Annotated in this window: 18 protein-coding genes; 6 read left to right on the forward strand and 12 right to left on the reverse strand. The window is 69.7% G+C overall.

Annotation, left to right across the window (positions count from 1 at the left end; translation table 11 throughout):
* Nucleotides 1-35: 35 nt before the first annotated feature.
* Nucleotides 36-602 (forward strand): C40 family peptidase, encoded by a 567-nt coding sequence (locus tag AC1DU4_RS18810; RefSeq protein WP_477842312.1) that lies wholly within the window; start codon nucleotides 36-38, stop codon nucleotides 600-602.
* A 138-nt stretch (nucleotides 603-740) separates the two neighbouring features.
* Here AC1DU4_RS18810 and AC1DU4_RS18815 read toward each other — a convergent pair whose 3' ends face one another.
* Nucleotides 741-1,616: a hypothetical protein gene (locus AC1DU4_RS18815; protein WP_477842314.1), complete on the reverse strand. Its 876-nt coding sequence runs from the start codon at nucleotides 1,614-1,616 to the stop codon at nucleotides 741-743.
* A 118-nt stretch (nucleotides 1,617-1,734) separates the two neighbouring features.
* On the opposite strand from AC1DU4_RS18815, the gene AC1DU4_RS18820 reads away from it, so the two are divergent.
* Together AC1DU4_RS18820 and AC1DU4_RS18825 are read left to right on the forward strand one after the other, a co-directional pair.
* On the forward strand, nucleotides 1,735-4,653 hold the full coding sequence (locus AC1DU4_RS18820) for an AAA family ATPase (protein ID WP_477842316.1): 2,919 nt from the start codon (nucleotides 1,735-1,737) through the stop codon (nucleotides 4,651-4,653).
* Between the two features lie 312 nt (nucleotides 4,654-4,965).
* Nucleotides 4,966-5,841 carry an RCC1 domain-containing protein gene (locus AC1DU4_RS18825; protein WP_477842318.1) on the forward strand — a complete coding sequence of 292 codons (876 nt, stop codon included), beginning with the start codon at nucleotides 4,966-4,968 and terminating at the stop codon, nucleotides 5,839-5,841.
* A 114-nt stretch (nucleotides 5,842-5,955) separates the two neighbouring features.
* Here AC1DU4_RS18825 and AC1DU4_RS18830 read toward each other — a convergent pair whose 3' ends face one another.
* A complete protein-coding gene (locus tag AC1DU4_RS18830) occupies nucleotides 5,956-6,303 on the reverse strand; it encodes a PNPOx family protein (RefSeq protein WP_477842320.1) in 348 nt (115 codons plus the stop codon).
* A 350-nt stretch (nucleotides 6,304-6,653) separates the two neighbouring features.
* On the opposite strand from AC1DU4_RS18830, the gene AC1DU4_RS18835 reads away from it, so the two are divergent.
* The gene (locus tag AC1DU4_RS18835) at nucleotides 6,654-6,782 is read left to right on the forward strand and encodes a hypothetical protein (protein ID WP_255312568.1); all 129 of its coding nucleotides are present in this window, start codon (nucleotides 6,654-6,656) and stop codon (nucleotides 6,780-6,782) included.
* Nucleotides 6,783-6,934: 152 nt separating this feature from the next.
* Here AC1DU4_RS18835 and AC1DU4_RS18840 read toward each other — a convergent pair whose 3' ends face one another.
* The 4 genes from AC1DU4_RS18840 to AC1DU4_RS18855 form a co-directional block, all read right to left on the reverse strand.
* The gene (locus AC1DU4_RS18840; protein WP_477842322.1) at nucleotides 6,935-7,936 is read right to left on the reverse strand and encodes a glycine betaine ABC transporter substrate-binding protein; all 1,002 of its coding nucleotides are present in this window, start codon (nucleotides 7,934-7,936) and stop codon (nucleotides 6,935-6,937) included.
* Nucleotide 7,937: 1 nt separating this feature from the next.
* Nucleotides 7,938-8,654 (reverse strand): ABC transporter permease, encoded by a 717-nt coding sequence (locus AC1DU4_RS18845; RefSeq protein WP_477842343.1) that lies wholly within the window; start codon nucleotides 8,652-8,654, stop codon nucleotides 7,938-7,940.
* 110 nt (nucleotides 8,655-8,764) lie between these two features.
* Complete coding sequence (locus tag AC1DU4_RS18850) at nucleotides 8,765-10,027, reverse strand: ABC transporter ATP-binding protein (RefSeq protein WP_477842324.1); 1,263 nt, start codon at nucleotides 10,025-10,027, stop codon at nucleotides 8,765-8,767.
* The gene (locus AC1DU4_RS18855; RefSeq protein ID WP_477842345.1) at nucleotides 10,024-10,650 is read right to left on the reverse strand and encodes an ABC transporter permease; all 627 of its coding nucleotides are present in this window, start codon (nucleotides 10,648-10,650) and stop codon (nucleotides 10,024-10,026) included. Before AC1DU4_RS18855 ends, AC1DU4_RS18850 begins: the two co-directional genes overlap by 4 nt.
* A gap of 522 nt (nucleotides 10,651-11,172) precedes the next feature.
* Between AC1DU4_RS18855 and AC1DU4_RS18860 the strand changes: the two genes are divergently transcribed.
* On the forward strand, nucleotides 11,173-12,087 hold the full coding sequence (locus AC1DU4_RS18860) for a pentapeptide repeat-containing protein (RefSeq protein ID WP_477842327.1): 915 nt from the start codon (nucleotides 11,173-11,175) through the stop codon (nucleotides 12,085-12,087).
* A 145-nt stretch (nucleotides 12,088-12,232) separates the two neighbouring features.
* Here AC1DU4_RS18860 and glnA read toward each other — a convergent pair whose 3' ends face one another.
* Entirely contained in the window at nucleotides 12,233-13,669 is a 1,437-nt protein-coding gene (gene glnA / locus AC1DU4_RS18865; protein WP_477842329.1) for a type I glutamate--ammonia ligase, read from the reverse strand.
* Between the two features lie 194 nt (nucleotides 13,670-13,863).
* Between glnA and AC1DU4_RS18870 the strand changes: the two genes are divergently transcribed.
* Nucleotides 13,864-14,340 (forward strand): RDD family protein, encoded by a 477-nt coding sequence (locus AC1DU4_RS18870; protein WP_072847300.1) that lies wholly within the window; start codon nucleotides 13,864-13,866, stop codon nucleotides 14,338-14,340.
* Between the two features lie 118 nt (nucleotides 14,341-14,458).
* Here AC1DU4_RS18870 and AC1DU4_RS18875 read toward each other — a convergent pair whose 3' ends face one another.
* The 5 genes from AC1DU4_RS18875 to sucB form a co-directional block, all read right to left on the reverse strand.
* Nucleotides 14,459-15,199 carry a DUF4191 domain-containing protein gene (locus AC1DU4_RS18875; RefSeq protein ID WP_477842331.1) on the reverse strand — a complete coding sequence of 247 codons (741 nt, stop codon included), beginning with the start codon at nucleotides 15,197-15,199 and terminating at the stop codon, nucleotides 14,459-14,461.
* An 83-nt stretch (nucleotides 15,200-15,282) separates the two neighbouring features.
* Entirely contained in the window at nucleotides 15,283-16,299 is a 1,017-nt protein-coding gene (lipA, locus tag AC1DU4_RS18880) for a lipoyl synthase (RefSeq protein WP_477842333.1), read from the reverse strand.
* Between the two features lie 53 nt (nucleotides 16,300-16,352).
* On the reverse strand, nucleotides 16,353-17,156 hold the full coding sequence (gene lipB / locus AC1DU4_RS18885) for a lipoyl(octanoyl) transferase LipB (RefSeq protein WP_477842335.1): 804 nt from the start codon (nucleotides 17,154-17,156) through the stop codon (nucleotides 16,353-16,355).
* 68 nt (nucleotides 17,157-17,224) lie between these two features.
* A complete protein-coding gene (locus tag AC1DU4_RS18890) occupies nucleotides 17,225-18,124 on the reverse strand; it encodes a TIGR01777 family oxidoreductase (protein WP_477842337.1) in 900 nt (299 codons plus the stop codon).
* 125 nt (nucleotides 18,125-18,249) lie between these two features.
* Nucleotides 18,250-19,286, reverse strand: a 1,037-nt coding sequence (sucB, locus tag AC1DU4_RS18895) for a 2-oxoglutarate dehydrogenase, E2 component, dihydrolipoamide succinyltransferase (protein WP_477842339.1), incomplete at its 5' end; no start/stop codon positions are given.

Raw genomic sequence — 19,286 nt, forward strand, 5'->3', positions numbered from 1 at the left:
GCGTTGGCCGAACCGGATGAATGGAGAACGGTTTCGTGGCAAATCACAAGTCTGCGCGGGGTAGTCGGTTGGCCGGATCGGTCCGAGGTGTTCTGGTCGCCGGAGCGGTCGCCGCGGGAGCGGTGGTCCTGACCGCCACCCCCGCCCTGGCGCAGCCGATCAACATCCCCGGTATCGGCGCCATCGAGATTCCGGGCCAGCTGCCCGCCGCGCCGCAGTCGCCCTCGGCGCCGTCCGTGGCCCCCGCGCCGCTCGCGTCCTCGCACGGCACCCAGGCGTTGCGGGCAGCCGAGTCCAAGCTCGGGTCCCCGTATGTGTGGGGCGCGACCGGACCGAACTCGTTCGACTGCTCCGGGTTGGTCCAGTGGGCGTACAAGCAGGTGGGCATCTCGGTTCCGCGGACCACCTACGACCAGGCGAACGCCGGGTCCCCGGTGTCCAAGAATGCCCTGCAGCCCGGTGACGTCGTGCTCTTCAACGGCGCGGAGCACGTCGGGATCTACCAGGGCAACGGCCGGGTGGTGCACGCCCCCACCGCGGGCCAGCCGGTCAAGAGCACGCCGGTGGACGCGATGCCGTTCTACTCGGCGCGCCGGTTCTGAAACCCCGCTCTGTGCGAGGTCGCGGGCCGCATGATCGCGCCGGAGGCCGCCGTCCCGCACGGCCGCCGCGACCGCACCGACCCGCTGGTCGAACTGCAGTCGCGACCGGCCGTGCGGTAGCGGGACTCGACCCGCCGATCAGCGCTCCTCGGGGGGGAGCCAGGACTTCCCGATGATGCCGTCCGCCGACGATGTCACCGATCCCGTGCCAAACCTCAACAGGAGGTCGAGGACGTTCCCCGGGCTGCCCAGGCTGCCGATCCTGCTGCTCGAGTACGCCGGGTCCGCGTCCAGATCCACGATTTCATCAAACGGGGCGATGAGGTCAGTCCGTCCGTCGGCGTCATCGCACCAGACCACGACCATGTAGCTGCCGTTCGGCATCCGCGGCGTGGAATATTGGCCATCGCCCGGATTTGTCCGGAGGTAAATGAGGCCGCCCGTATCCGACTCTGCCCCGGGGACCATGTTCGGGACGATGTTCGTCACGCCGACTCCACAGCTGGCCAGGGTCGGCGAGCCCACTCCGGAGACCTTGACGGTGATCACGTTGTCGTTGGTCGTCACGGCGGCGGTGCCGGTGACGGCGGCTGAACCGATGGCGGGGGTCGCGATCGCCGCCAGGGCGGCCAGGCCGGCGACGGCGCCCATACGGGCGATGCTCTTGCTGAGTCTCAACACGTGTGTCCATTTCTTCGATGACGGTCGTCGTTCGGGACGGTGCGCGGACGCGCAGGCCATCAGCCACAACCGGGTGACCCCGGAGATGAAGTTGTCGTGGTGGTGATACCAGCCCGCGGCCTTCGTGGTGCGGAACTTCCGTGAAAGGCGCTGGGGGATCAGGGTTCTGATCAGCGGGTCCTCGTCGCGGGGGACTACCCGGGGCCTGAGCGTGCGACGACCCGGACACGTCGGAGCGGATGTTCCCGTCGAACAACTTTGTGCGACAGCCGAGTTGACCATCGGCACCGGGGCCGGCGACACGGGTCTGGTTTCGGGCACGAGAGTGATCACACCGCACCCCGCTGCGGTTGTCCCCGGTGAGAACTACCGGGATCCGGCGGGTTGGTACCCGGTGGTCTTTACTGATTCGTCGCGTTTGTCCGGGCGTCGGCGGATACCATCTGCCGCTATGGGCAGTGCCACCCGGATTCGCGGTGAGGTTCGGCGTGACGCTGTGATCGTCGGCAGGGCGCGTCACCTCGCCGATCTCGCCGCGTGTGCTCGCCGAGCGCGCGCCGGCGAGGGCCAGGTGGTGGTGCTCGAGGGGGAGTCCGGCTTCGGAAAGACCGCGCTTGTGGATGCCTTTCTCGCCGGCGAGTCCGGCTGGATCACCGCGACCGCGGTGGCAGACGACGGCGAGTGTGCGGTCACCTACGGGGTGATCGAGCAGATCGCCGACGAACTCGCGCACGCGGGCGCCGCCGACGCCGCCGATGTCGACGTGCGGGACATCGGGATTCGCCAGGTCGCGGCGTCCGTGGTCGCCGCTCTGGACGCGGCCGGCGGCCCGGTGTGCATCGTCGTCGACGACGCGCAGTGGGTGGACGACGACTCGGCCGGCGTGCTCATGCTGCTGGCGCACGCCGTTCGCCGCCGCGCCGTGCTGCTGGTGATCTCTGCACGATGCGACGCATCCCCGCTGCTCAACCGGGTGCGCCGCCTCGCGTCCGGCCCGGGACGCGGGGCCGTCGTGCACGTCGGCGCGCTGTCGCCGCATGAGGTGCGGGAACTGGTGGAGGTCTCGCTCGACACCGACTACTCGCTGCGCTCGGCGACCACGTTGGCGGCATACACGCAGGGCTGCCCGCTAGACATCCATGCCGCTGTCAAGGCGTGCGGTGGGGATCCGGCACGCGCACACGATCAGCTGATGCGATACGTACCGGACCTGGTCGAATCGCTGAGGGCGGTCTTGTCGCAGGTCACGGACTCCTGCCGTCGGGGAATCGAGGTGATGGCGGTGCTCGACGCGCCGACGTCGGCCGCCGATCTCGACGCCGTGGCGGTGCGGCTCGGCGGCCTCGTCGACGTGCCCGCCGCGATGGATGTCCACCTGCTGGAGATCGAGAACGCGCGGGGCGTGCTGACCGTGCGGCCCCTGCACGCCAGGGTGCGCGACGCGGTACTGGCGTCGATGGACCGCGGTGCGATCCGGAGGGTGCACGCGTCGATCGCCGACGTCGCGATCGGTCCCCGAGCGCTGTTGCACCGGGCCGCCGCATGCGCTGGCGGGAGCGAAGAGCTGGCTGCACACCTGGAGGAACAGGCGTCGGGCGCACGTGCCCATGGAGATCTCGACCGTGCGGTCGAGTACGGGTTGTGGGCCACCCGGCTGACCACGGATCCCGGTGCCTACCCACGTCGGCTGGTGGCCTGCGCCGCGAGTTCCGTTGCCGGACGGCACCTACGGGTGTTCGACGAGCTGGTGAACGGTCTCGAGTCGTTGGCTCCGGCCCCCGACCGTGACCTGCTGCTCGCGTTTTCACAGCTCCGGCGTGGTGACAACGACGCCGCGCGCGCGCGGGCCGCGTCGGCGTTGTCGACGGACCTGCGTGGGGATCCGGCCTCGACCGCGCTGCGGATCGTCGTCACCTGCGGGCTGGCGTCCGCGCTGGCCGTGGTGGGTGAGATGGGCGAGGTGGCGACCCTGTGCGACGTCCTCGAACGGGACCTCGCGGTGCTCGCCGCGGTGCGATCCGCGGACCGCGCCGACGACGGCATTCCCGTCGACCTGTTCGGTCGGGAGGTGGAGCTGTCGGCGCTGCGCAGCGCCGTCGCGCACTACACCGAGGGCATCGCGGTCCATCGGTCGCCGGTGGCGGAGCTGCTCGACGCACTCGCACCGGGGCGCTACGACCGCCGGCACGCGATCGCGCTGGTCACGCGGGGAACCTTGCTGCACAAGGACGGTCAGTTGCACCGAGCCGCGGAGGACCTGACGTCGGGCCTGAGCCTGATCGCCGACGACTCGTCGTGGATCGCCCAGCAGGGCCGCATCGAGCTCGCGATGGTCCAGTTCCGGCTCGGATCGTGGGACGACGCACAGGCCAACGCCGCCGACGCACTCGACTTCGCACTCGACCTGGGCGACCCGTGGTCGACCGCGGCGGCGTACGCGGTCGCCGCGTTGGTGCCCGTCGGTCGCGGAGACCTCGCGGTCGCYGAGCGCCGGCTCGGGCTCGCGCACGCGGCGTTGTCCCGGTCCGGGACGCTGGTGGCCTATCGCGTGATCGCCCTGGTCGAGATGATGCTCGCCCTCGCCCGCCGCCGACCCGAGCGTGCGCTGACTGCGATGCAGGCGTACCGCGTCCACGCGGATCTGGGCGACCGGGTGGGCAACTGGGATGCCGCCGAGGCCGTGGCGCTCCTGGAGTTGGGGCGCATCGGCGAGGCCGTCGCGGCACTCGACAGGTTCGAGCGCACCGACGCCGAGTACCTGCTGGTCCGCGGTGCGGTGTCGTTCATGGCGGGCGACCGTGACCAGGCCGCGCGCCAGTTGCGCGGCGCGCTCGCGGCGCTGGACGACGACTCGTCGGTGATCGTCAGGGGCGTGACCTGGCACCGGGTCGGGATGTTGCTGGCGGTGGACGGTGAACCGGAGGCCGGCCGGGCGCTGATCCGCCGGGCCCGGGACCTCTACGACCGCCTTTCGGCGGCGACGTGGCTCGCCGAATGCGAGGCGGATCTGCAGGCCCTCGGCGCTGCCCCGAATGCGCCGTCGACCTCGCAGAATGCCTCGTCCGAGACGCCGCTGACCGTGCGTGAGCACCAGATCGCGCTGCTGGTCGGCGACGGCCTGACCAACCGAGAAGTCGCGGAGAGGCTGACCCTGTCGATCCGGACCGTGGACTTCCACCTGCGCAACGTGCTGCACAAATTGGGCTTCGGGTCTCGGCGACGGTTGCGGGCCTGGGTCGCCGCGACGGCGACGTCGCAGACGGTGCCGGGCATGGGCGAGGACGCCGCCTCGGGCGAGCCGCACCGCTCACGCTTCCGAACGCTCGTACTGGGTGTCGGCGGCGCGGACAATTCCAGCGACGAGAAGTAGCTGCGTAGGGACTTCGAAAGAGGTTGTAACGCAGTGTGATTCATGACCGATTGGTAGCTCGCTCGGGTTGGCTCCCGAAGTGTCGGTCGCAGTGGGCTTTTCGATTCCGCTGACAGGACCACCTTCGCTGTGGTGATCATGTTCGCGTCCCCGCCCCCCAGAATCGCTGGAGCGTTGTCGCGCGGGAACTCAAGTCCTACTGAAGAGGAGATCTCTGTGAGGATTGATTCGAATCGGCGAAACATGCACTCGGACACCAGGTCCAGATGGAGACGCCGAGCCCTGGTCACGCCGCTTTTCGCGCTGGTGACGATGGCAGGCATGGTGGGGACCTCGGGTGCCGTGCCAGTGGGTGTGCCGGTGCTGCCCGGCGGGGAGATCGTGGGGGCCGGGGACAACACCTACGGGGCGGTGACCCCGCCCGCGGTCCCGGCGGGTCAGACGTTCACCGCGGTGGACACGAACGGACGGTTCTCGATCGCGCTGACCTCGGACGGGCAGGTCCACGGGTTCGGCCTGAACCAACTCGGGATGTTCGAGTTCCCGCCGCTGCCGGCGGGGCAGGAGTACACCGCTGTATCGGCGGGCGGTGCGTACACCCTGCTCCTGACCTCGGCGGGCCAGATTCTCGGCACTGGCACCAACGACAGGGGGCAGCGAGTCGCCCCGCCGCTGCCCGAGGGGCAGACGTACAGGGCGATCTCCGCTGGCTTCACCCATTCCCTGGCGCTGACCTCGACCGGTCAGGTCGTCGCGTTCGGCAACAACGCCAGCGGCCAGACCGACGTGCCGCCGCCGCCGCCGGGACAGACCTACACGGCGGTCGCGGCGGGCAACTGGCATTCGCTCGCGCTGACCTCGGGCGGTCAGGTGGTTGCCTGGGGTTCGCTGCCCCAGGATCAGGCGGTCCCGGCGGCCCCCGCCGGTCAGACGTACACGGCGATCTCCGCGGGCACCTTCCATTCGGCGGCGCTGACCTCGACCGGGCAGGTCGTGGCGGTGGGTGAGAACACGAAGGGGCAGCTGGACATCCCGGCTCCGCCGGAGGGTCGCAAGTACACGGCGGTCGCCGCCGGTAGTGGCACCACGCTGGCGATTCACGGCGTGGACGCGCCGCCGGACCCCGGAACGGGATCGCTGGACTCGCTGGGTGGTTCGCTGACCGACCTGTTCGGCTCGTTGAGCTGACGGTAGCGATCAGTTTGCGGGCCGGTTGTGGTGACCCTTCGGCACGACGTACCGGAGGGTTCGCGACCGGCCCGCGCTGCGACCCGGCCCGCAGCCTGGCCGACGAGCGGGCCCTCAGCTTGTCGGGTCCAGCGCCACCTTCACCGACACCTGTCCCGCGTCGTTGCGGGTACTGACGGCATGGCCCGGGCGATCGACCCCCGCCCGGGTGACGGTGACCCGGGCGCCGTCACCGAGAAAATTGCGCCACCAGTTCTTCTTGTCGGGCAGGGCGACCCCGACGACGAGTTCGTTCCCCTTCTGGGTGGGTGTCACCGGCAGGCTGAAGGTCTTGCCGGACCGGCGTCCGGTGTAGGTGATCACGACCATCGACCGGCCGAGGACCTTCGCGAGCACCGGGATCTTCATGGCCGCGACGACCACCTTGTTCGTTGCGGCAGAAACCTTCTGGAACGTATTCAATCGACTCTCCTTTTGCGGGCGCCGCCCGCGGACCGGGGCGGCAAGTTGCGCGGGCACCGATTCTCGAGACAGAAATTGGACAGGTTGAGATGTCGAGATGAGTATCGGTCATTTCCCGAATTGTCGAGACGGACTTCGCATCACGGCTTAACTCTCCGTCGGCGACCCCGTGCCGGATCTCCGTGTCGGGTGCACCCGACTCGGGTCGCCCTGGCTGAGCCGCCTCGCCTGGTCGACGCATGCATCTCCCACTACTTGTTATTGGTTGTCATTTCCATTTAATGTCTGCGGTGCGGGTCGGGAAGGATTCGGCACCGCTCCATCAGCACAACCATGCGGAAAGGCCAACAATGGAGTTCGATCAGTTCATCAGCCTGCTCAGCGCCCTGGGAGACTTCGGCGCACTGCTCAGCGGCGCGGGAGACGTCATGAGCGGGTCGGCGTCGCTCGCGGGCAGCGCCGGCGGCGCGCAAGCCTGACGGTCGGCTGGACAGGAGAAGGGGCGCACCCGCAGTCGGCGGGTGGGCCCCTTCTCCTGGAACCGTCCCGGCCATCCGGCGGCCAGTCTCTCCGAGAGTGTCATCGGCAGTGTTCTCGCAGGTGCTCGACTCAGTTCTCGGCGACTGCGGCATCAGTCGACGGCGGTGACGAAACCCTTGTCCACCAACCACTGTCGGGCCACGTCGGCCGGCTCCTGGCCCTCCACGTCGACGCGCCGGTTCAGCTCGGTGATCTCCTCGTCGGTCAGCTCCGCGGAGATCGGCGCCATCACCTCCGCGACCTGCGGGTGCTCCTGGGCGAAGCCCTCACGCATGATCAGCGCCGGGTTGTACTTCGGGAAGAACGAGCGGTCGTCGTCGAGCAGCACCAGATCCAGCGCGATGATGCGCCCGTCGGTGGTGAACACCTCGCCGAACTTGCACTGGGTGCCGTCCGCGGTGGCCTGATAGATGATGCCCGTCTGCAGGATCTGCTTCTGCGCCTTGGCCGGATCGAAGTCGTACGCCGCGGCCATGCCGGGATAGCCGTCCTGGCGGACGTTGAACTCGGTCTCGACGCAGGTGGTCGCCGCGGCCGGGTCGCGCTTGACCAGGTCGGCGTACTCGGACAGCGTCCGCACCCCGGTGGCCTCGGCGGTGGCCCGGCTGGTGGCCAGGGCGTAGGTGTTGTTCATCGGTGCGGGGTCGGTCCACACCAGGCCGTTGCGGGCGAGGTCCTCGTCGCGCACCGCCTCGAACTGTGCGGTGGGGTCGGGGATCGGGTGCTCGTGGCCCAGGTAGTTGATCCAACCGGTGCCGGTGTACTCGTAGGTGACGTCGATCTGGCCGTGGACCTGCGCGTCGCGGGTGCTGTTGGATCCCTGGATGTTGGTGAGGTCGCGGATGTCCGCGCCCGCCGCGGACAGCGCGAACTCGATCATGTACCCGAGGATGATCTGCTCGGTGAAGTCCTTGGAGCCCACCGTGATCGGCACGCCCTCCAACTCCTCGACCGGGGTGATGGAGCCGGGCCCCACCTTCAGCGGCAGCGCACTGCCGGACTCGAGCCCGCACGAGGCGAGCGCGGCGGCGGCTGCCGCGACCGCCAGATACGTCGCGGTCTTGCGTAACAGGGTGCTCCGCAGGCGGGCCATGTCAACGCAGCCCCTTCGGGCCGAGGTAGACCTCGGCCAGGGCGCCGAGCCAGTCGACCAGCAGCGCCAGCGAGACGGCGAGGACGGCGCCGACGACCAGGGTCACGTTGTCGCGCAGCTTGTATCCCGTGTCGATGAGGATGCCGAGCCCGCCGGCGCTGACCAGGAAGCACAGCGTCGCGGTGCCGACCGCCAGCACCAGCGACGTGCGCAGGCCGGCCAGGATGTACGGCACGGCCATCGGGAACTCGACGCGGCGGAGCACCGTGCGCGCGGACATGCCCTGGCCGCGACCGGCGTCGATCAGCGCGGGATCGACCTGCTGGTAGCCGAGGATCGTGTTGCGCAGCACCGGAAGTAGCGAGTAGAAGGCGATCGGCAGCACCCCGATCCAGAATCCGGTGGTCCGGGTCGCGAGGTAGAACAGCACCAGCAGGCCGATGGCCGGGGCGGCGGCACCGATGTTCGCGATGCCGACGAACACCGGCGCCAGCCGGGTCCAGCCCGGCCGGGTGAGCAGCGTGCCCAGCGGCACCGCCAGCACCAGCACGATCACCACCACGGCCACGGTGATCAGCACGTGCTGCCAGGTCAGGGTCGCCAGATTGGCGACGCTGATGCTGGCCTGCTGAGTGGCGGTCAGGTCGCGACTGAACGCCCACACCAGGACGCCACCGGCCAGGAGGAACACCAGCACCGGCTGGGCGAGCAGGCGCATCCGTTCGGCGCGGCGCTCGGCGGCATGGTCGACGACGGCCGCATCGGTGGCGGCGATGCCCGCACCGTCGGCCGCCTCCGGCGCGGGGCCCAGTGGGAAGGTGTCGGTGCTCACGGGGCCGGCTCCTCGGGAGCCCGGTGCGCCCCACCAGGCTCGTCGACGTCTGTCGGGTCCGGGCCGGACGCGTCGTCGTGGTCGTCCGCGTGCTCGTCCCGCAGCTGTCGCAGAGTGTCGACCAGGGTGTCGATGGTGATGAGGCCGGCGTACTCGCCGTGCATGCCCGTCACCACCGTGGACGCGCTGGACTCGGCGAGCAGGGCTTCGAGGGCATCCTGCAGCGTGGACTGCACCGAGACGATCTCGCCGACCGGATCGCCCACGTCGCGAAGCGAATTCACGGTCGCCAGGTGTGCGGGGGAGACCCAGCGGACGGGGCGGTCGCGGGCGTCGAGGATCAGGCCCCACTGCCGCTTGCGGGCGAGCAGGGCCCGGCGCATCTCGTCGACGGAACCGTCCTCGTGGGCGGTCGGGCAGTGGATCAGCCGCACGTCCCGGACCCGGCTGAGCGTCAGCTGCTTGAGGGAGGCGTCGGCCCCGACGAACCCGGCGACCATCTCGTTGGCGGGGTTCGCCAGGATCGCCTCCGGTGTGTCGTACTGCATGATGTGAGACTGGCTGCCCAGCACCGCAATCCGGTCGCCGAGCTTGACGGCCTCGTTGAAGTCGTGGGTGACGAAGACGATGGTCTTGCCGAGCTCGGACTGCAGCCGCATCAACTCGTCCTGCAACAGGCCCCGGGTGATCGGGTCCACGGCGCCGAACGGCTCGTCCATCAGCAGCACCGGCGGGTCCGCCGCCAGCGCGCGGGCAACCCCGACGCGCTGCTGCTGCCCGCCGGAGAGTTGGCGCGGGAAGCGATCCCGGTAGGTGTCGGGGTCGAGGCCGACGAGGTCGAGCATCTCGTCGGTGCGTTCGGCGATGTGCTTGCGGTCCCACCCCATCAGCCCGGGCACGGTCGCGACGTTCTTGGCGACCGTCAGGTGCGGGAACAGGCCCGCCTGCTGGATGGAGTAGCCGATGCCGCGGCGCAGTTGGTCGGGGTCGATCGACAGCGCGTCCTGGCCGCCGATGGTGATCCGTCCCGACGACGGCTCGATCAACCGGTTGATCATCCGCATGGTGGTGGTCTTCCCACATCCGGAGGGCCCGACGAACACCACCGTCTCGCCGGCGGGGATGGTCATCGAGACGTGGTCGACCGCGGCGTCCGCCTGGCCGGGGTAGCGCTTGACCACGTCGTCGAGGACGATCTCGACCCCGTGCGTGCTGCTGTGCTGCGCGGCGGTGTCGTCGCGCGATGCGGTGTCGGTCAACGGATCCCCCTCGAGGTGGTGAGTCGGCCGAGCAGGACGTAGAGCGCGTCCAGGATCAGGGCCAGGATGACGATGAGCACGGTCCCGGTCAGGGCCTGGGGCACCGCGGTCGGGCTGCCGACCCGGGAGAGGCCGGAGAAGATCAGGTTTCCCAGGCCGGGGCCCTTGGCGTAGGCGGCGATGGCGAGGATGCCCATCAGCATCTGGGTACTGACCCGCATGCCCGCCAGGATGGCGGGCCACGCGAGCGGCAACTCGATCCGGCCGAGCACGCGGAGCCGGTTCATGCCGACGCCCCGGGCGGCGTCGGTGACGGCGGGGTCGACGGAGGCCAGGCCGATGATCGTGTTCCGGATGATCGGCAGCAGCCCGTAGAGCACCAGCGCCGTGACGGTCGGACGCACGCCGAGACCGAGGATCGGGATGAGCAGGCCCAGCAGGGCGAACGAGGGCACCGTGAGGATGGTGCTGGCCAGGCCGGTGGCGACGGCGGAACCGATTGGGCTGCGGTACACCAGGATGCCGATGCCGACGGCGACGATCGTCGCGATCAGGACCGACTGCACCACCGCGCTGACGTGCAGGTACGAGTCGGTGAGCAGCTGGCTACGGCGCGCGGACATGAAGTCCCACCAGGCCTGGAAGTCCAACCGGACACCCCCGTTCGCACACCGACTGCGTCGTCTCGGCACCGGCCGCGCGTCCCGGAATGTCGGTTTCCGTGCCGTCGGCCGGTCTGCGTTCCGTTCCCACCTTGCTCTTCGGACGGTTGGCGGCGCAAACAATTCGCCGATCGTGGCGTGTCGGGTTCCGGTGTCCCCGGCGCCCGCGACAGCAGAGCGGGAGGTCGCGGTCGTTCTGGGCTCGGAAGATTCGAAGCATCTCGCCGAGCGGGTCCCAATGTGAGTGTGGAAGCGGCAGATCCGTGTGGCGGCTGGATGCATCAGCTCCCTCGGCGCGTACCGCGTCGCGCCCTGATGACCGATCCGCACGCGGCGCACACGTGACCGAAGACCGTGAATCCATGGCCTGCGGTTGGTCCACGTTGCTGGCATGCTTCGGGGTGGTCGGGATGGTGGGACAGGCGACTGGATTCAGCTGCACTACGGACAGGACAGTCGAGTCTCTGACGAGCAGGAGTTGACATGAAGACATGGTCGACGACAAGTTCTTCCCGGATCGCTCGTGGCTGGGCGCGACGATCCGGTGTGATGATGCTCGGTGGCGGGGTGGCCGTGGCCGGGTTGGTGGCGGTGGCGCCCGTTGCGGCGGCCGACATCGTGATCGGCACCTGCACGATCGTTTCCAGTCCCACCCCGGCCAATCACACGGTCTGCCCCGGCGCTGACCTGTCCGGCGCTGACCTGTCCGGCCTGGACCTGTCCTACGCAGAGTTGTCCGGCGCGAACTTCGTCGCTACGGACCTGTCCGGCGCAAACCTGACCGAAGCGGACCTGAAGAACGCAACTCTCGGCCAGGACGTGGGGCTGACCATCCTGACCAATGCGAACCTGACCGGTGCGGACTTCACCGGGACGCAGCTGAGCCCCGGAAACCAGACCGCGCAGGCGGGCCCGGGCGGCACCGCGACGGTCTCCTGGGTCGATCCCACGACGGTCTATGGCTATGACGTCACGTTCGGACCCTGCACCCCTGCGTCGGGAAGCGTGTTCTCTGTGGGAACGACGGAGGTCACCTGCAATGTGAGCACCGCCGTGGGTGGTCCGGGCACCCTCACCTTCGACGTCACCGTCGATCCCTTCGGTGACGCCCCCACCATCTCGGGCACGCCGTCGGCGGGCACGGTCGGCGTCGCGTACAACTTCGCGTTCACGGTCGCCGGCACCCCGGCCCCGACGGTGACCACGACGGACCCGCTTCCTGCCGGAATCGCCCTGTCCGCTGCGGGTGTGCTGTCGGGGACGCCCACCGTGGCGGGGTCGTTCCCGATCACCGTCACCGCGAGCAACGGCGTGACGCCGGATGCCACCACCGACGTGACCGTCGAGATCTCACCCACTTCGCCGAACGGTTCGCTTCAAGACCTGTTCGGCAGCTAGCGGGCTGTTCGCCAACTGGCGCGCACCTGTGGCCAGACGCAGACGAGTCCGCACGAGCCGCGTAAGTGATTGCGGCTCGTGCGGACTCGTTGCGGACTAGCGAAGTGCTGAACGCCTCAACACACTGGTCAAGGCGTTAGCCGGCTCACACGTCGTAGTAGAGCTCGAACTCGTACGGGTGCGGCCGCAGGTTGACCGGGGCGATCTCCTGCTCGCGCTTGATCGAGATCCAGGTCTCGATCAGGTCGGTGGTGAACACGCCACCCTCGGTGAGGTACTCGTGGTCCTGCTCGAGGCGGTCGATGACCGTGGACAGGTTGGTGGGGGCCTGCGGGATGTTGCGGGCCTCCTCCGGCGGGAGCTCGTAGAGGTCCTTGTCGACCGGCGCCATCGGCTCGATCTTGTTCTTGATGCCGTCCAGGCCGGCCATCATCTGCGCGGCGAAGTTCAGGTACGGGTTGCCCGAGGAGTCCGGTGCGCGGAACTCGATGCGCTTGGCCTTCGGGTTGTTGCCGGTGATCGGGATGCGCACGGCCGCGGAGCGGTTGCGCTGGCTGTACACCAGGTTGATGGGGGCCTCGTAGCCCGGCACCAGACGGTGGTACGAGTTGATCGTCGGGTTGGTGAACGCCAGCAGCGACGGCGCGTGGTGCAGGATGCCGCCGATGTAGTGGCGCGCCATGTCGGACAGGCCCGCGTAGCCGGACTCGTCGTGGAAGAGCGGCTTGCCGTCCTTCCACAGCGACTGGTGCACGTGCATGCCCGAGCCGTTGTCACCGAAGAGCGGCTTCGGCATGAAGGTCGCGGACTTGCCGTGCTGCCAGGCGGTGTTCTTGACGATGTACTTGAACAGCTGCAGGTCGTCGGCCGCGGCGAGCAGCGTGCCGAACTTGTAGTTGATCTCCTGCTGGCCGCCGGTGCCGACCTCGTGGTGGCCGCGCTCGAGCTCGAAGCCCGCGTTCTGCAGGTTGGTCGAGATCGCGTCGCGCAGGTCGACGTAGTGGTCGTACGGGGCGACGGGGAAGTAGCCGCCCTTGGCGCGGACCTTGTAGCCGAGGTTCGGGCTGCCGTCGGGGTTGCGGTCGGCGCCGGTGTTCCAGGCGCCGGAGACGGAGTCCAGCTCGTAGAACGCGTGGTTCATGCCCGAGTCGTAGCGGACCGAGTCGAAGATGTAGAACTCGGCCTCGGCGCCGAAGTACGCGGTGTCGGCGATGCCGGTGCTGGCCAGGTACTCCTCGGCCTTGCGGGCGACGTTACGCGGGTCGCGGCTGTAGGCCTCCCGGGTGAACGGGTCATGCACGAAGAAATCGATGTTCAGCGTCTTCGCGGCGCGGAACTGGTCGACGCGGGCGGTGCTGACGTCGGGCAGCAGCATCATGTCCGACTCGTGGATCGACTGGAATCCACGCACCGAGGAGCCGTCGAACGCCAGGCCGTCCTCGAAGACGTCCTTGTTGAACGCGCTGGCCGGGATGGAGAAGTGCTGCTGAACGCCCGGCAGATCGGTGAAGCGAATGTCGACGTACTCGATGTTCTCGTCGGCAATGAACTTGATGACCTCTTCGGCCGTGCTGAACGCCACGCTTGTGCTCCTTCAGTTGGGTCCCAGCCAGTGTTGATTGCGGCGGGTTTGCGTCGAGGGTGACGGTAGGGAACCGGTGTTGCCCAACAATCAAGGTTATGTTTCGCCAGTGTTACACGTCGCGTATTACGACGCAGGTCACATCCGCGAGGGCGTGTCGGTGAGCTCGGCGGATCCCGCCTATCCTTGAGGTCATGTCACGCATGACCGGATCCTGGCTCTCTGGCCCCTCTGCGGCCCTCCCCAAGGGTGCGGACGGCACCGAGGACCGCTACCGCGGCGAACGGCTCGGCCTGCCGGAGTCCGGTCCGGGGTCGCTGGTGAGCACGTCCCGACGGCTCGGGGCGTTCATGGTGGACTGGCTCATGGGCGGCGGCGTCGCGCTGCTGATCCTCGGCGGCGACCTGTACTCCGGCATGCTGGGCACCGTCATCCTGGGGGTGTGGTTCGTCGTCGGCGTCGTGACGGTGACGCTGTTCTCCTTCACCCCCGGCCAGTTCGTGGTCGGCCTGCAGGTGGCCCGGGTGGACGCGGCGGTGCCCGTCGGCATCGTGCGGGCCCTGGCCCGGCAGGTGCTGCTGGTGTTCGTGGTGCCCGCGCTGATCACCGACACGGACGGCCGCGGCATGCACGACCGCGCCACCGGTACCGCGCTGGTGCGCTCCCGGTAGTCGCACGGCGTCAGACCCGGAACGAACGAAGGGCACCTGCGCGGACGGAGCAAATCTGTCCGGGCAGGTGCCCTTCGTCTGTGTGGCGAGCCGGGAACGGGCTCGGCTCACCGGCGGCTCAGCGTCGACGCATGGTGCGCTGGACGCTCTTCATCTTGGCGCCTGCGGGCATCGGACCCTTCGGCATCGCGGGACCGCTGCGCTTGCCCAGTGCCGAGAGGCGCGACTCGATGGTGTCCATCCGCTTGGTGTCGATGTTCTTGGGCAGCTTGGACAGGTACTTCTGCAGCTGCGCGAGGGGGACCTGGCCCTCGTCGTTGCCGATGACGATCTCGTAGATCGGGGTGTCGCCGACGAGTCGCGCGGTCTTCTTCTTCTCCTGCGCGAGCAGGGTCTTCACCCGCTGGGGCGCACCCTCGCCGACCAGGATGACGCCGGGACGCCCGAGGACCCGGTGCACCGCGTCGAGCTGGGTGGTGCCGGCGATCGCATTGCTGACCCGCCAGGAGCCCTGCAGGTTGTCCAGCGCCCACGCCGCCGCGCCCGCCTGGCCGTCCGCCTTGCGGTAGACGCTCTTCTGCACCCGTCGGCCGAAGATCACGAACGCGAGCAGCGCGCCGAGCATGATGCCGATCGGCAGCAGGAACCACTGGACGTTGAAGATCAGTCCGACCAGGAAGAATGCCACGGCCAGGCCGATCACCGAGCCGATCATCAGCGGCAGGAGGAGCTTGTCCTCCTTGCGCTGCATCTGGAACGCCTGCCAGAGCTGGCTCCTGCGCTCCTTCGATGCCTGCTTACGGACCGCTTTCGCGGCCGCCTTCGCCTCTTTGGTGGGTTTGCCCTTGCCGTTCGCCATAGCTCACAGGATACGTCCCTGGCGAGGCGTCGAGCGCACCCGTCCGGTGGTCGAGCCCCGGTGGCCTGCCCGCGGTGGTGCGGTCAGGCGCGCGCCGCGAGGCGCTCCATCAGCGAACTGGCCTCCTGCGAGGCGCTGCCGCCCTCGGCGAGGTGGGCCTGGCCCTCGGGCAGCGCGCGCCCGTGGTGCGCCATCGCCTGCGCGTAGAGGCGGCCGGCCCGGTACGAGGAACGGACCAACGGGCCCGCCATCACGCCGGCGAAGCCGAGCTCGGTGGCGAACTCGGAGTGGTCGACGAACTCCTCCGGCTTGACCCAGCGCTCGACGGGATGGTGCCGCGGCGACGGGCGCAGGTACTGGGTGATGGTGATGATGTCGCAGCCGGCCTCGTGCAGGTCCACCATCGCCTGCTGGACCTCTTCGGGGGTCTCGCCCATGCCGAGGATCAGGTTGGACTTGGTGACCAGGCCGAAGTCGCGGGCGGCGGTGAGCACACCGAGCGAACGCTCGTACCGGAACGCCGGCCGGATCCGCTTGAAGATCCGCGGCACCGTCTCGAGGTTGTGCGCGAGCACCTCGGGGCGCGACTCGAAGACCTCGGCGAGCAGGTCCGGCTTGCCGTTGAAGTCGGGGACCAGGTTCTCCACGCCGGTGCCCGGGTTGAGCTCGTGGATCTGGCGGACGGTCTCCGCGTAGAGCCACGCGCCGCCGTCGGGCAGGTCGTCGCGGGCGACGCCGGTGATGGTCGAGTACCGCAGACCCATCGACTGCACCGACTCGGCCACCCGGCGCGGCTCGTCCCGGTCGAGGTCGGTGGGCTTGCCGGTGTCGATCTGGCAGAAGTCGCAGCGACGGGTGCACTGCTCGCCGCCGATGAGGAAGGTGGCCTCGCGGTCTTCCCAGCATTCGTAGATGTTGGGGCAGCCGGCCTCTTCGCAGACGGTGTGCAGGCCCTCGCTCTTGACCAGCGACTTGAGCTCGGTGTACTCCGGGCCCATCTTCGCGCGGGTCTTGATCCRGTTGGGCTTGCGCTCGATGGGGGTCTCCGCGTTTCGGATCTCGATACGGAGCAGTTTGCGTCCTTCTGGGGCCACAGTCACGGGACCGATGGTACGCCCGCCGGTTCCGCCGCRGCCGACCGGGAGAGCCCCGTTCAGCCGAATCGGTGGGTGGTGAACTCCGGCGTCGTGGCGGGCCGCGCGGTGCCGGCCTGCGCGGGCCGCGCGGACGCCGCCGCGGCGTCGTAGGTGACCCGCTCGATGTCGTGCTCGGCGACGGGGAGGGTGCCGTCCAGGGCGGCGGCGACGGCGGCGGTGACGGCCGGGGTGACCGACTCCACGGTCACCTCGCGACCCAGTTCCCGGGTCAGCGAGGTGACGCCGGCGTCGGTGATCCCGCACGGGATGATCTCGTCGAAGGCGTCGAGCACGGCGTTGCAGTTGAGCGCGAAGCCGTGCAGGGCGACGCCGCGCTGCACCCGGACCCCGATCGCGGCGATCTTGCGCTCGGGCAGCCAGGCGCCGTCGGTGAGGGCGGCGGGCAGCCACACCCCGGAGCGGCCCTCGACGCGGCCGCAGTCGACGCCGAGGTCGCCGCACACCGAGATCAGCGCCTGCTCGAGGCGGCGCACGTAGTTCACCACGTCAACCGGCTCGGCCAGCTTGACGATCGGGTAGCCGACCAGCTGGCCGGGGCCGTGCCAGGTGAGCTTTCCGCCGCGGTCGACGTCGATCACCGGGGTGCCGTCGGTGGGCCGGTCCTCCGGCGCGGTCCGGCGTCCCGCGGTGTACACGGACGGGTGCTCGAGCAGGAGCATGGTGTCGCGCCCGCGGTCCTGGGCGCGCTCGTCGGCCAGCTCCCGCTGCATCTCCCACGCGGCCCGGTAGTCCACGCTGCCGAGGTTCCGGACCTCGAGGGGTTCTGCGCTGAATCGGGCGGAGATCGTGCGACTGCTCATCGACCACACGTTACGCCCGCGGGCGGGCCCGCCGCGTACCCGGTCGAGGTCGCCTGCGACGGAGATCCTCAGGAGCGCTCCGGTGCCACGGCGGCCGCGAGCGCCTCGCCGATGGTGGTGTGGCGGAAGGCGTAACCGGCGTCCTCGAGGACCGTCGGCAGCACGCGTTGGCCGGTCAGGACGGCCTCGTCGGCGAACTCCCCGACGAGGGCCGAGACGGCGAACCCGGGCACCACCCACGGGGTCGGCCGGTGCAGCGCGCGGCCGAGTGCGGCGGTGAAGGAGGCATTGGTGACCGGGGAGGGGCCGGTCAGGTTCACCGGGCCGTCGACGGAGTCGGTGCGCAGCACGAACTTCACCGCCTCGACCTCGTCCTCGAGCGAGATCCACGACAGGTACTGACGGCCGTTGCCGAGTCGACCGCCGAGCCCGTAGGCGAAGAGGGGGCGGAGCTTGCCGAGCAGTCCGCCGTGCCGCGCGACCACCGTGCCGCTGCGCAGCAGGACCGTGCGGACCCCACCCGCGCGGGCCGGTCCGGTCGCCCGTTCCCAGTCGCGGCACAGGTCGGCGAGGAAACCGGGCCCGGGCGGCGCCGTCTCGTCGACGGCGCGGTCGCCGGTGTCGCCGTAGTAGCCGACGGCGCTGGCGTTGAGCAGGGTCGGCACGCCGGCCTCGGCGGCCGCGGTGGCGAGCACGTCGGTGGCGGTGAGGCGGCTGTCGCGCAGGTGCTGTTTGTACGCGCTCGTCCAGCGGTGGTCGCCGATGCCGGCTCCGCACAGGTTCACCACCGCGTCGACGCCGTTGAAGGCGCCGGGCGCGATCGCGCCGTCCGGCGGGGACCAGCGGTACTCGTCCGGGCCCGCGGTGGGGCGCCGGACCAGGCGTCGAATGTCGTGCCCGTCGGCGCGCAGTGCGGCCACCAGGGCGGTGCCGACGAGTCCGGACGAGCCGGCGATGATCACGCGCATGGGTACTGCCTCCTTCACGTCGTCGGGGGCACCATCAGTATCGATGGTGCCCCCGACGGACAGCGTGTGCGGCCTACCTGCAGACCGCGGAGCGGTGCGACCTGGAGACCGCTGAGCGAAGCGACCTAGAGACCCAGGTCTGCCTCGAAGGAGGCCTCCTCCAGTCGCTGCTTGATCGTGGTGAGGAACCGACCCGCGTCGGCGCCGTCGACCAGGCGGTGGTCGTAGGTCAGCGGCAGGTAGCACATCGACCGGACGCCGATGGACTCGTTGCCGGTCTCGTCGGTGACCACCACCGGACGCTTGACGATCGCGCCCGTGCCCAGCATCGCGGCCTGCGGCGGGACCAGGATCGGGGTGTCGAAGAGCGCGCCCTGGCTGCCGATGTTGGTGATCGTGAAGGTGCCACCGGACAGCTCGTCCGGCTTGAGCCCACCGGAGCGGGCACGCTTGGCGATGTCCGCGATGGCGCGGGCCAGGCCGGCCAGCGACAGGTCGCCGGCGTTGTGGATCACCGGGGAGAGCAGGCCCTGCTCGGTGTCCACGGCGATGCCCAGGTGCTCGGCCGCGTGGTAGGTGATCTCCTTGGCGTCCTCGTTGTAGCTGGCGTTGACGTTCGGGTGCGCTCCGAGCGCCTCGACCACGGCCTTGGCGAAGAACGGCAGGAAGGTCAGGTTCACGCCCTCGCGCTCGGCGAACCCGGCCTTGGCCTGGGCGCGCAGGGCGGCGATCTTGGTGACGTCGACCTCGAAGGTCTGGGTCAGCTGCGCGGTGGTCTGCAGCGACTCCCGGGTCTTGACCGCCGTGATCTGGCGGATCCGGTTGACCTTCTGGGTGGTGCCGCGCAGGTTCGCGAGCTCCGGGCGGACGCCGGCGGCCGGTGCGGCCGGAGCAGCAGCGGCGGCGGGGGCGGCGGCAGCCGGGGCCTTCTTGGCCTCGGCCGCGGCGAGCACGTCCTGCTTGCGGATGCGGCCGCCGACGCCGGTGCCGGTCACGGTGGACAGGTCGACCTTGTTCTCGGTCGCGAGCTTGCGGACCAGCGGGGTGACGTACGGGGTGGCGTCGCCGCTCGGTGCGGGTGCGGGTGCGGGTGCGGCCGGAGCGGCGGCCGGGGCCGGAGCCGGGGCAGCAACCGGGGCCGCGGGTGCGGGCGCCGGGGCAG

The sequence above is a fragment of the Rhodococcus sp. P4_F5 genome (assembly GCF_056401315.1).